Genomic DNA, 12655 nt, shown 5'->3' with positions numbered 1-12655 from the left:
CAGGAGGTGTCCGACATGGCGGGCGACGTCACGAACGCAATTGATTTCAAAGACATCAAACAATCGGTCGAGGAGAGCCTCGGACGCACACCCGAAGGCTGGTCCGGCTTGGTCACGGCGCTCTTCACAGAGGTTAAGGAATACTGCAATCTGAAGGGTGCCACCTACCCCTTTGTCCTTCAGATCAAAGAGAAACTCGGCGAGCACCGCATCTACCACCGGTGCGATAATCGACACATCCAATCGATGATCACCGCCACGATTGAACGAGCAAATCGCAGCTGTGAACGATGCTCAAACGCTGCCGAGACCCAGCTGTTGGACGGCTGGTACACGACCCTGTGTTGTTGGTGCGCGCATGATGTCGCGAGCAAGCGCTACCCTGAAAGGAAGAGGTTCTTTGGCGTTCGGAAAAACCCCGTTCGGGACAGGTTGACCTGCTCAGTTTGTGGCTACTATGGCCAAATCGACCGATCTGATGATCGCGGACGTTGTCCTGCGTGCGTGGCGAAAGGCTGGAGAACGATGCTTAAAATCGTTGTCTACGTGAATGAGAGCGAAGTCGCCCGGGCCCATGCCGGGAATGTCAGCGACGATCTTGACGGACTCTGCGACTACGAAGTGCGCGTGAACGAACGACAGTCCGAGCAGCTCGGTATCGAAGAGAAAGCAGTACGCTTCGAGATCTCGCAGCATGATCGCACGCAGACCGTGTGGGCACTGGTTGAGAAGATCGCCTCAATGTGGCTGGAGAAGACAAGTGCTCGAGAACCCCGCACTGACACTGACAAGGTGACGAAGGCGTTCCTGACGCTGAAGAAGGCCGAGTTTCTCGCCGGGCGAGCACCGCTGTCTGTTCCGATCACCAGCGCAGAGGAGTTTGATGCTCTCATTGCGGACGTCGAGATTGACTCACTGACCAGGGCGCTTTTGGCACTGCAAGCAGCGGAGATCGCATTGGGCCATGCAAAACTGTCTGATCCGGTCAGTGCAGACGAAATCAGAGCGCGCAAGGTGAATGAGAGTGACAACGAATTGCTGTCGCAGATCCGGGCGAGCATTCGCGAGTTGGATGATCGCATCACTGACGAAGAGAACGATAATGACGAGGACAATTGAGCCGGTTTTCTCGAATACTGAAGATCCAAGGTTCCTGATGCTGTCGCTCGCTGTCCACGACATTGAAAGCAGTGTTGTGATCCCAATCTCGCCTGCCGATTTCGAAGGTATCGAAGATCTCACTTTTGAAGAGATCATGCGCGCTGTTGATGAAAAATCTGGCGCGCTGAGGGATGTGTGATGAAACAGGTCGTCGACTGGAATGACATCCATACAAGCGTGCTGAAAGCCCTTGGAGAGCATCGTGTGGGCTGGGCTGACCAGCTCGCACTGGCACTTGAGGATGTAAAACGTAGCGTTGAGCAACGTCCTGATATTTTTGGGAGAAAACTACCGGTTGTCGTGCAGATCAAGCAAAAGTTGGGTGGATTGCGCGTTTACACACGAGAATGCAATCGAAATATCTTCGACGAGCTGGAGACACGTGTCGAGGAGATCGAGAAGACATGCGAATCCTGTGGAAACGCCGCGCAGGTGCAGAACATCAGAGGCCATCTGACGACGCTTTGCTGCTGGTGCTACAACACCTACCTTGAATATAGATTTGAAGACGCTGAGGCAAAATGGCCGAAAGATCTTGAGCTAAACATTGCAGATCGCTTTCCAGACTTGGTGAGCGCTGATACGGCATCACTGTGGCCAAGTATTGGGCCGGGTCGGCTAGTCTTGCTTGGTCAGTTCCTCGCAGAGGCGGAACATGTGGTTCGAGAGACCTGTGAGACACCGATTCAAGTGCAGATCTCTGATGTGACGACAGGCGAAGACGGTTCAATCCAGATCAGCTTCAGTCGGTACGATCAATGCCTGGACCCCCTGCTCAAACGTGTCCGGCTGGACAGTAAGCGCACATGTGCAAGGTGTGGCCATGTCGGCGATATCGTCCGGAAGAAAGACAGGCCAACCGCTCTGTGTGCACACTGTCAGGACCAAGGTGATTGGAACCCCTTCGATGAGTGATGAGTTTTCAGATGAAGCGATCTCTGGTCACCCATTGCACGATATTCCTTTGGATAACTTGATTGCAGAGATCCGAGCGCGCTTGAAAGAGGATTCAGATGCATGGCCGGCACTTCTGGCGACTGCGCAAGAACACATCGCGTAGATTGAGCCAGCTGATGGTGTAGCGGAGTGGACCGACCGATGAATTATAGAGAACAAGTGGCCAGAATGAGTGAAAACGATAAAATCACTGAAGGATCTGGCAGCGTCTACAAGGATATTGGCCTGCCGGAACCGGTTGTCAGTATGCTGTTCTGCGACCTGAGGATCGTAGCCGTAAGAGGACAGTTCTACCCAGTTGAAATTGCGGTCTTGAGAGTGATCGATGACGAGCCATACGCCTGGTCATCTCGCATCTACCCTGCCCTGAACTGGTCACGTCAGGTTTTGGACGCATCTCCAATCAACCTTTCGGCGGCTCCACCTGCCGCGGATGTTGCAAGCCAGGTTTTGGGCATCATCGACCAATGCCCAGCGGGTTGGATCTATTCAGATTCTTCTTCAACGTCAGGACTACTGGAGCGCTTGCTGGCAGAAGCAGAGGTTGAATACGTTCAAAAAGTCGATGTGTTCCGTGCGGACCAGATCATGCAGGATGTTGCATCTCGTCAAGCGATGAAACAGCAGCTGAATTCACACAAGCGGTCCACTGAGGATCCGCTCCATGAGGTGGAGCGGTTGTGGACCTGCTACCAAGCAGCGAAGGCCTCAAAGGAAGGAGATGAGCGATGATTTTGGCGGACGATGCCTGGCGTAGATAGTCAGCCCTAGGCAGACATTCGCAACTGGACTTTGCAAATCCGGATAAGCGGACGGAGCTGACATTCAAGATCACCGAGTCTACCATAGCGGCATAAGTTAGGGAGGCTTCAACATGACCGATCCCAATGAAGTCGCGCACCACTACCAATCTGGTCACTTGCTAAGGCGAATTTCTGATGGTTGCGCAGCACTGGACTTGACCCCACCGATTTCTCGCGACGCTTTGGCGCCGGTTGACGAGTTTCACATTGGCGGACGCCTTGCGACCGAACCTTTTGTGAAGGCTTTAAGTTTTCAGAAATCCAGATTCTCAACGCTCAGGGCGTTTTGCTGAATGAACTCTCGGCGGGGTTCGACCACGTCTCCCATCAGTTTGGTGAACAGATCGTCGGCCTCGACCATGTCATCCACACGCACTTGCAACAGAGTGCGCGCGTCCGGGTCCAGCGTGGTTTCCCACAGCTGATCCGGGTTCATCTCACCCAAGCCCTTGTATCGCTGAAGCGACAGGCCCTTTTCGCCCTCTTCCAGAATGGCGCGCAAAAGGTCTAGCGGGCCGTGGATCGCCTGCATCCGATCACGGCGGATCAGGGTAGCCGGGGTGTTGTAAACCTCTTGCAGGCTTTGCGTGAAGCTGCCGGTCTTGCGCGCCTCGCCCGAGCGCAGCATGGGGCCGTCCAGTGTGCGGACCTCTTCGACGCCGCGTAGGATGCGTGCCAGACGGATGCCGTGATCTTGCGTGATACGGCCCTGCCAGCCGCGTTCATATTCCAACGCGATCAGGTCCAAACGAGCGGCAACCTTGTCGGCAACACCTTGCAAGTCGGCATCGACAGCACCGGGGACAAAGGCACCGGCCACGGCGGCCTGTTCCAGAATGTGACGCGGGTAGTGAGTTGGGAAGGCATCCAGAACGCGTTTCAACTGGCGCGCTTCGTCGACGACGCGGGTCAGGTCTTGGCCGACGATTTCCTCGCCCGAGCCGAGTTTCAGAACAGCACCCTCGACCCCCTGATTGATCAGATAGTCATCCAGTGCGGCCTGGTCTTTCAGGTAAACCTCTGATTTACCACGCGAAACCTTATAGAGCGGTGGCTGCGCAATGTAGAGGTACCCACCTTCAATCAATTCCGGCATCTGACGGTAGAAGAAAGTCAGCAGCAGGGTACGAATATGCGCGCCATCTACATCCGCATCGGTCATTATGACAATCTTGTGGTAGCGCAGCTTTTCGATGTTGAACTCATCGCGTCCAATGCCGGTGCCCAGCGCCATGACGAGGTTCCCGATCTCCTGCGACGACAACATTCGGTCAAACCGAGCGCGTTCGACGTTCAGGATTTTCCCGCGCAGGGGCAAAACGGCCTGAGTTAGACGGTCGCGACCTGTTTGGGCGGACCCACCCGCCGAGTCACCCTCGACGAGGAAGACTTCGGTTTTGGACGGGTCTTTCTCGGAACAGTCTTTCAGCTTCCCGGCCAGATAGTTCACATCCATCGCCGTTTTGCGGCGGGTCAGCTCACGCGCCTTTCGGGCGGCCTCACGGGCCAATGCGGCCTCGATGATCTTGCCGACGATACCCTTGGCTTCATTGGGGTTTTCTTCGAACCACTCGGCCAGCTTTTCGTTCATCAGGCCTTCGACTGCGGGACGGACTTCGGACGACACCAGCTTGTCTTTGGTTTGCGACGAGAATTTCGGGTCCGGCACTTTCACCGACAACACGCAGGTCAAACCTTCGCGTGCATCGTCGCCGGTGAAGCTGACCTTTTCCTTCTTCGCGATCCCACTGGACTGCGCATAGTTGTTGATCGTCCGGGTCAGAGCGCCCCGGAAACCCGCCACATGGGTCCCGCCATCCCGCTGCGGGATATTGTTGGTAAAGGGCAGAACCGTCTCGTGGTAGCTGTCATTCCACCACATGGCGATTTCGACACCGATATCGTCACGTTCACCCTTGATATAGATCGGCTCCGGCATCGCAGGCGATTTGGATCGGTCGAGGTATTTGACGAATTCCTTGACGCCGCCTTCGTAGAACAGCTCGGTCTCCAGACGCTCAGCGGGCCGTTCGTCGATAAGGATGATGCGCACGCCCGAGTTCAGGAAGGCCAGCTCACGTAGGCGCTTCTCCAGCGTCTCAAACGAATATTCGAGGTTCGAGAACGTATCTGTCGAGGCCAGAAAGCGCACCTCGGTCCCGGTGCGATCGCCGCATTCGCCGACGACTTTCAGATGCTCAGCGGTCTCACCACGCTCAAAACGTGCAACGTGCTCTTTGCCCGCGCGCCAGATGCGCAGCTCCAGCCATTCGGACAGAGCATTCACAACCGAAACGCCCACGCCGTGCAGACCGCCCGACACCTTGTACGAGTTGCTGTCGAACTTACCGCCCGCGTGCAGCTGGGTCATAATAACCTCGGCCGCCGAAACGCCTTCTTCAGGGTGAATATCCACCGGGATACCGCGCCCGTTGTCACTGACCGATACGCTGGAATCGGCGTGAATTTTCACGGTCACATGGTCAGCATGACCGGCCAGAGCCTCATCAATTCCGTTGTCCACGACCTCATACACCATATGGTGCAGACCCGAGCCATCATCCGTATCCCCGATATACATACCGGGACGTTTGCGAACCGCCTCTAAGCCTTTGAGAACTTTGATGGAATCTGCGCCGTATTCCTGGGGTGCCTGTGCGTCTTCGGACATGCCGTTAGTACCTATATTATTTTGGTAACTTATACGTTTTCTGGTGGGGAATGTCACGCGCTCCCCCAAGATTTTGTGGTTGAGATCCGATTTATCTGCGGATCAAAGCCGATCGAGGTCTGCCGCGATATCAGCTGCAATTTCGGTGGCGTTGACGCCGTCCCGTTCGGCCGTCAATCGCAGGCCCAGAAGGTCCGACTGATAGCGCGCAGCAAGGCGTTCGGGATCGTGATCTGGGCTTATCTCTCCGGCCTTCTGGGCGCGGCGGAACAAGTCTGCGAAACAGGATTTCATAGCGATCATATGCGCACCTGCCTGACCGGCCAAATCGTGATCCTTTGACTGCAACTCGGCATAGGTCTTGGCCAGCATACAAGCTTTAGTCGGCAGATCAGAGGCAGCAATCACGCGATAGGGCTGCGCCTTGAGCGCCCCGAGCGGCCCCAGCTCTTCAGCCAAGGCCAGCATACTGGCAACCCCGTCCTGCGCGTAGCGCTCTAGCGCCAGCGCATATAGGGCATCTTTCGATCCAAACGCCGCATAGAAACTACCCGGCTTCAGCTTCAACTCGCGCTCAAGGTCCTTCAGCGACGTCCCCGCCCAGCCATGACGCCAGAAGATATCACGCGCCTGCGCGATCAGCGCGTCTCGGTCATATGCGGGTTTACGTGGCAATAGATCACCAATTCTTGAGTGCTTGCTCAAATATATACTTGAGTGATCGCTCAAGAAACCCTAAATTCGACTCATCGCGCCAGAAATCAGGAGTTTTGACATGGCCAACTTCCCGTCTCACGACCTCGAATCCGCCCCTGAGGGGTCCAAACCGCTGCTAGAGAAATCGCAAGCTGCCTTTGGCCGCCTGCCCGGTCTGCACAAGGTGATGGCGGAAAGCCCACAGCATCTTGAGGCCTATCAGGTTCTGCACGGTCTCTTCCTGCAAACCGATTTCGACAATGATGAGAAAACCGTCGTCTGGCAGACCATCAACGTCGAAAACGAATGCCACTACTGTGTCCCCGCCCACACCGGCATCGCCAAAATGATGAAGGTCTCGGACGAAATCACCGAAGCTTTGCGCAACGAAACCCCGCTGCCGACAGCCAAGCTGGAGGCCCTGCGCACTTTCACCCTGCAAGTCATGGAAACCCGCGGCAACCCGACCGAAGAACAGCTGCAGGCGTTCTTTGACGCAGGCTATTCCCACCGCGCAGTTCTGGATGTTGTTCTGGGTCTGGCGCAGAAAACCATGTCGAACTACGTCAACCACATGGCTAAAACTCCGGTCGATCAGGTCATGCGCGGCTTCTTGTGGGAACGCAAAGTCAACGAACCGGCCTAAGCCGACACGACCGAGCCCTCATCGCCTTCGGCAACAACCAGCGTTTGGGCCCGGTCGCCCAATTCCGCAAACAGCTCAGGCCCGGTGCCCGTCATCCAGGCCTGAGCGCCCAGCGCACAGATCTCATCATAGAGCGCCGCGCGTCGCCCGGCATCCAGATGCGCAGCCACCTCATCCAGCAACACAATCGGTGGCGCGCCAACCATTCCCGCTAGCGCCCGTGCGTTTGACAGGATCAGGGACACAAGCAACGCCTTCTGCTCACCCGTCGAACAATCCTTGGCCGGAACCCCCTTGGCAGCAAACACCCCATACAGGTCCGAGCGATGCGGCCCGACCAAAGTCCGCCCCGCCGCCAGATCGCGGAAACGGCTTTCGCTCAGCGCCTCGCGCAGATCATCCGCAGTCTCGGGCATCGCACCTTCCGTTTGAATCAACTCCAAGTCTGCTGAAGGAAACGCCGTTTCGGCCTTTTCCTGCGCGGTACGCAAATGATCCAACGCCGCAAGACGCGCCGCGTGTATCCGGTACCCTGTCTCGGCCATCTGACCTTCCAAAGCCGTGTACCAATGGGCGTCCCGGACCTGATCCTTCAGCAGCCGGTTTCGCTCCCGCATGGCTTTCTCATAGGTCAGCGACGCTTCGGCATGCGCGGGATCAAAGCTCAACGCGATGCGATCCAGAAACCGCCGCCGCCCCTCGGCTCCTTCGATCCACAGCCGATCCATCGACGGGATCAACCACACCACGCGCGCAAGTTTGCCCAGATCGATCTGACTGGCAGCCTTGCCATCAATCCGAACCTGACGCGCCGCGCCGCCTTCGGACCATGTCTCGATCTCATACCGCCCGCCCCGCGCACTCAGCAGGCCGGACAGTTTCCAGCCCAAAGCCTCAGGCCGCCGGGTCATCTCCGCCGCGCTGGCCCGCCGCATCCCGCGACCGGGCGAGAACAGCGACACAGCTTCAAGGATATTGGTCTTCCCGGCCCCGTTCGGCCCATGGATCGCAACCGGGCGCCCATCCAAAGACAAACGCGCCAGTTTGTGAGACCGAAAATGCGAGACCGTAAGCTCGGTCAGGGCCAATCCCATGACCCCTCCCTTCTTCTGTTCAAAAATACCTCCGCCGGAGGCATCGCGCGCCAGCGCGATCAGACGCGCATCGGCATGACGACGTAAACCGCGCTCAGATCATTGCCTTCGCGCATCAAAGTCGGGTCACCGGCCGAGTTAAACAGGAATACCGCGTTCTCACGATCCACCTGCGACGCGATTTCGAGCAGGTATTTCGCGTTGAACCCAATCTCGAGACGTTCATCGCCATAAGCAACGGCCAACTCTTCCTCAGCCGCGCCGCTATCCGGGGCATTGACTGACAGCACCAGCTTATCCGCATCCAGTTGCAGCTTAACAGCGCGCGAACGCTCTGACGAAACCGTTGCAACCCGATCCACGGCTTGCGCGAACTCGGCAGCATCCACTTCCAGTTGGCGCGTATTGCCCTGCGGAATGACGCGTGTGTAGTCGGGGAAGGTGCCATCAATGACCTTCGAGGTCAGCGTGATATCCGGCGTGGCAAAGCGTACCTTGGTTTCGCTGACCGAGACAGCGATATCCATCTCGTCATCGTCCAGCAGTTTGCGCAGCTCACCCACAGTTTTACGGGGCACGATCACACCCGGCATGTCCGCAGCGCCATCCGGCAGGTCCGCATCAATCCGCGCCAGGCGGTGACCATCGGTGGCCACGCAGCGCAGGACCTTGCCGCCTTCGGACCCGTCCGCGACATGCATGTAGACACCGTTCAGATAGTACCGCGTCTCTTCGGTCGAGATGGCGAATTTCGATTTGTCGAACAACCGACGCAGCAACGCCGCCGACGCGGTGAAATTCGACTGGTATTCCGAGGACGCCATGACCGGGAAATCCTCTTTCGGCAAGGTCGCCAGAGAGAAGTTCGACCGCCCCGCCTCTACCGTCAAACGGCCAGCTGCGCTGTCCGCCGTCAGGGTGACAAGCGCGCCATCCGGCAGTTTGCGCACAATTTCATGCAGGGTCGTAGCAGCCACAGTCGTCGCACCCGCCTTTTCGACCTGCGCAGGCGCTTTGTCGACAACCTCGATATCCAGATCAGTGGCTCGGAACAGGGCTTGGTCGCCTTCGGCCTCGATTAGCACATTGGCAAGGATCGGGATCGTGTTGCGACGTTCCACAACGGATTGGGCCTGGGAAACGGCCTTGAGAAGGGTGCCGCGTTCGATGCTGATCTTCATACCCTCTGTTCCTCTGACTTGCGTGCCGAAAATGGGCGGGACTGGAACGTTAGCGTCTCAGCCCTGAGGCACAAGGATTTTTTACCGATTTCTGGGTGGGAATACCCCGGTGGTCAAGAGGTACGCGTGCGAAACGCGTCCTTTCCTCTGCAACCGTGGAGATAAGCGCACAAGAAAATGCCCCGGACGCACTGACCCGGGGCATTTACTGACAATGGGTGCGGCTCAGGCCTCGAGCGAGCGGCGCAGCATTTCCACGTCTTCTGCGATCTGACCATCAGTCGTCTTCAGCTCTTCGATGCGCTTGACCCCGTGCATGACGGTTGTGTGGTCGCGCCCTCCGAACCGACGGCCGATCTCTGGTAGAGAGCGGCTGGTTAGTTGCTTGCACAGATACATGGCTACCTGACGCGGACGAGCATAGGACCGCAGGCGCTTGGGGCCGATAATGTCGGACAGGCGAATGTTGTAGTAGTCCGACACTTTGCGCTGGATCTCCTCGACGGTGATTTTGCGCTCTGAGGCGCGCAGCACATCCGCCAGACAGTCCTGCGTCAGCTCCATGTCTATCTCACGCCCCACTAGCGAGGCAAAGGCGAACAAACGGGTCAGAGCGCCCTCGAGAACACGCACATTGGTCGAGATGCGATGCGCCAGGAACTCCAGCACGCCATCGGCGATGACCAGATCGGGATAGGTGGCGATGTGCTGCTGGACCTTGTTCTGCAGAATGCCCAGACGCAATTCGTAGTCGGTAGGATGCAGATCGACGACCAGACCGCATTGCAGGCGCGATTTCACGCGATCTTCCAGATCCTTGATCTCACCCGGTGCGCGGTCGGCCGAGATGATGATCTGTTTGTTCTGGTCCACCAGAGCGTTGAAGGTGTGAAAGAACTCTTCTTGGGTTGAGTCCTTGCCTGCGATGAACTGCACATCGTCCACCATCAGCACATCGACCGAGCGGAACAGATGTTTGAAATCCATCATCCGGCGTTCGCGCAGAGCCTGAACAAAGCGATACATGAACTGTTCCGCCGACAGGTAAAGCACGTTCAGCTCGGGGCTTTTGGTCTTCAGCTCCCATGCGATAGCATGCATCAGGTGCGTTTTACCCAGCCCAACACCACCATAGAGAACCAGCGGATTGAACGTGACCGGGCCACCTTCGGCTACGCGGCGGGCGGCAGCATGGGCGAGCTCGTTAGGTTTGCCGACAACAAAGCTGTCGAAGGTAAAGCGCGCATCTAATGGTGCGGCCTGCAGATCCTCGAGCGCCGCATTGGCGGACTCCGCAACTGGCGCCGCAGCTGCGGCCAGCTTGGGCTCATCCGTGACAACTGCCGGTCGCGTGGTCGAATTGGCAGCTGCCTTGAAAGCAAGACGTTGCACCGTCTCACCCGCGGTATTCAGTTCATACAGAATCAAATCTGCAAAATTCTGGCTGACGTAATTCCCCATGAAGTTCGTCGGTACCGAGAACACCGCTACACCGTCCTGCAGCTCCTGAAATTCCAGAGGCTCAATCCAGGTGGTGAAGTTGTTCTTGCCAACGGCCTTCAGTAGTTTGTTACGCAGTTGTCCCCATTTCTCTTGTGTCATCAAGCGCCTCACGCATCCCATTTTTTTTGACCTGTCGGTCTTATCAATCGTCGCCGGTTGCCCGGTCATTGACGTTCACGCACAAGGGTACCCTGCGCCGGACTGTCCCATCCGGCGGGTAAATGAATACTCAGCATGCACAAATCGTATCCCGCAGCAGGATCCCGGAAAACCGGGGCACGCGTCGTAACCCAATTGTTTGACAGGGCTGAGATCTTCGGAAAACCCGAGACCCAGAGCAGATCGTTTCACCGGCCAAGGCCGGTTTTCGAACGCTGGTTCCTGATGTCTGACTGATGCCCGTCAGTCAGATGTCTGGAACAGCCTGTCCCCCCAAGCGAGTGAATCGCTGACTCAGTGGTAGCAAGATGTTGCCTGTCGCAGCAACGAAACTCTGATATTGACTCGGGGTTCAGGGCGAAAGAATCTCTCGACTTCGTGAGGTCGCGGCTTTCTGGCAACAAACACGAAAGGCGCCGCAATGCGCGACGCCTTTACGTAGGAAAACGCTTGACGCGTCCTAGCGGGAATCAACCCAGCGCTTTTACGCGTGCCGACAGGCGCGACATTTTACGCGATGCGGTGTTCTTGTGGAAAACGCCTTTGGTGACGCCACGCATCAGTTCAGGCTGAGCTGCGCGCAGAGCTGCGGTTGCAGCGTCTTTGTCGCCCGATGCGATCGCTTCTTCAACTTTGCGCAGGTAGGTGCGGATGCGCGAACGGCGCGCTTTGTTTACGGCGAAACGCTTTTCGTTCTGACGAGCGCGTTTCTTTGCTTGGGGCGAATTTGCCATGTGTCTCTGACCTTTGTTCGGTACGATTGTCTAGGGTTGCGCGCCACGGAATTATCCGCACCGGATCAGAAATCACGAGTGTGAGTCGGGCCAGGCGGGCCGCACGCGCATGTATGACGGCGGTCTCTACCCAAGTTTTACAGGTTTGCCAAGCCGATTCTTACCCCCTACGCCAACAAAAAAAGGCAGGCCACAGCCTGCCCTTCCGAAATTCCTTGTCGCGACCCTACTTGTCGCGGAATTGCGCGGCGCGTTTTTCCAGAAACGCCGCCATGCCCTCTTTCTGATCTTCGGTGGCGAACATCGAATGAAAGACGCGACGCTCGAAAAGCAGACCTTCGCTAAGCGGTAGCTCATAGCTGCGGTTCACTGCTTCTTTGGCGGCTGCAGCCGTTAGCAAAGATTTCTCAGCAATCTTATGGGCTGCACCCACAGCTTCTTCGATCAGCTTTTTCGCAGGAACCACGCGGCTGACAAGACCCGCGCGCTCGGCTTCTTCTGCGTCCATGAAGCGACCGGTTAGGTTCATGTCCATCGCCTTGGACTTCCCAACAAAGCGCGTCAGGCGCTGGGTGCCGCCGATACCGGCTATAACACCCAGATTGATCTCGGGCTGGCCGAACTTGGCTGTATCGGCCGCAATGATGAAATCGCACATCATGGCGACTTCGCAGCCACCGCCCAGCGCGTAACCCGCAACCGCCGCGATGATCGGCTTGCGAATGGCCGAGACACGCTCGTTGACCGAGGCAAACAGGTCGGTGCTGAAAACGTCGACAAAGCTCATCTCGGACATTTCCTTGATGTCCGCTCCTGCGGCAAACGCCTTTTCCGAGCCGGTCAGCACGATACAGCGCACTTTGTCGTTCTGGTCCGCCTCTTCCAGCGCGTTGCACAGCTCACCCACCAATTGGGTGTTCAGCGCGTTCATCGCATCTGGTCGGTCGAGTTTGATAAGGGCGACGTGGTCTTCGATTTCGACGATGATCGTCTCAAAAGCCATGAGGTATAAGCTTCCGGTTGTTCCGTTCAGGTACGATTCCTTAACAC

The 12655-nt window shown here is 57.0% G+C and carries 13 protein-coding genes; 6 read left to right on the top strand and 7 right to left on the bottom strand.

The features are described 5' to 3' along the window. Window positions 1–15: 15 nt before the first annotated feature. The 5 genes from ACXAH8_RS07770 (at window position 16) to ACXAH8_RS07750 (ending at window position 2850) form a co-directional block, all read left to right on the top strand. Complete coding sequence (locus tag ACXAH8_RS07770) at window positions 16–1119, top strand: hypothetical protein (protein ID WP_475217334.1); 1104 nt, start codon at window positions 16–18, stop codon at window positions 1117–1119. After that, on the top strand, window positions 1103–1300 hold the full coding sequence (locus tag ACXAH8_RS07765; protein ID WP_475217332.1) for a hypothetical protein: 198 nt from the start codon (window positions 1103–1105) through the stop codon (window positions 1298–1300). Before ACXAH8_RS07770 ends, ACXAH8_RS07765 begins: the two co-directional genes overlap by 17 nt. After that, window positions 1300–2076, top strand: a complete 777-nt coding sequence (locus tag ACXAH8_RS07760; RefSeq protein ID WP_475217329.1) for a hypothetical protein — start codon at window positions 1300–1302, stop codon at window positions 2074–2076. The genes ACXAH8_RS07765 and ACXAH8_RS07760 overlap by 1 nt, the downstream gene beginning before the upstream one ends. After that, the gene (locus ACXAH8_RS07755; protein WP_475217327.1) at window positions 2069–2221 is read left to right on the top strand and encodes a hypothetical protein; all 153 of its coding nucleotides are present in this window, start codon (window positions 2069–2071) and stop codon (window positions 2219–2221) included. The genes ACXAH8_RS07760 and ACXAH8_RS07755 overlap by 8 nt, the downstream gene beginning before the upstream one ends. A gap of 65 nt (window positions 2222–2286) precedes the next feature. Next, the gene (locus ACXAH8_RS07750) at window positions 2287–2850 is read left to right on the top strand and encodes a hypothetical protein (RefSeq protein WP_475217325.1); all 564 of its coding nucleotides are present in this window, start codon (window positions 2287–2289) and stop codon (window positions 2848–2850) included. A gap of 324 nt (window positions 2851–3174) precedes the next feature. Here the strand turns inward: ACXAH8_RS07750 and gyrB are convergent, their stop codons facing one another. Continuing rightward, window positions 3175–5592, bottom strand: a complete 2418-nt coding sequence (gyrB, locus tag ACXAH8_RS07745; protein ID WP_170643552.1) for a DNA topoisomerase (ATP-hydrolyzing) subunit B — start codon at window positions 5590–5592, stop codon at window positions 3175–3177. 102 nt (window positions 5593–5694) lie between these two features. Beyond that, window positions 5695–6267: a TetR/AcrR family transcriptional regulator gene (locus tag ACXAH8_RS07740; protein ID WP_475217323.1), complete on the bottom strand. Its 573-nt coding sequence runs from the start codon at window positions 6265–6267 to the stop codon at window positions 5695–5697. 100 nt (window positions 6268–6367) lie between these two features. Here ACXAH8_RS07740 and ACXAH8_RS07735 point away from each other — a divergent pair, with 100 nt between their 5' ends. Then, complete coding sequence (locus tag ACXAH8_RS07735; protein ID WP_475217321.1) at window positions 6368–6934, top strand: carboxymuconolactone decarboxylase family protein; 567 nt, start codon at window positions 6368–6370, stop codon at window positions 6932–6934. On the opposite strand, the gene recF is transcribed toward ACXAH8_RS07735, so the two are convergent. The 5 genes from recF to ACXAH8_RS07710 all read right to left on the bottom strand — a co-directional run bounded on the left by recF (window position 6931) and on the right by ACXAH8_RS07710 (window position 12608). Continuing rightward, a complete protein-coding gene (gene recF, locus ACXAH8_RS07730) occupies window positions 6931–8028 on the bottom strand; it encodes a DNA replication/repair protein RecF (RefSeq protein WP_475217319.1) in 1098 nt (365 codons plus the stop codon). The two genes, ACXAH8_RS07735 and recF, sit on opposite strands and share 4 nt — an antisense overlap. Window positions 8029–8087: 59 nt before the next feature. Further along, window positions 8088–9209, bottom strand: a complete 1122-nt coding sequence (gene dnaN, locus ACXAH8_RS07725; protein ID WP_170351930.1) for a DNA polymerase III subunit beta — start codon at window positions 9207–9209, stop codon at window positions 8088–8090. A gap of 225 nt (window positions 9210–9434) precedes the next feature. Further along, window positions 9435–10811, bottom strand: a complete 1377-nt coding sequence (gene dnaA / locus ACXAH8_RS07720) for a chromosomal replication initiator protein DnaA (RefSeq protein WP_475217317.1) — start codon at window positions 10809–10811, stop codon at window positions 9435–9437. 530 nt (window positions 10812–11341) lie between these two features. Next, window positions 11342–11605, bottom strand: a complete 264-nt coding sequence (rpsT, locus tag ACXAH8_RS07715; RefSeq protein ID WP_142638226.1) for a 30S ribosomal protein S20 — start codon at window positions 11603–11605, stop codon at window positions 11342–11344. 226 nt (window positions 11606–11831) lie between these two features. Next, window positions 11832–12608, bottom strand: coding sequence for an enoyl-CoA hydratase (locus ACXAH8_RS07710; protein ID WP_170689390.1), 777 nt, complete (start codon window positions 12606–12608; stop codon window positions 11832–11834). Between the last annotated feature and the right edge of the window lie 47 nt (window positions 12609–12655).

It is taken from the genome of Ruegeria sp. ABV3_008 (assembly GCF_056161185.1).
This window is presented reverse-complemented; position numbering and strand designations above follow the sequence as displayed.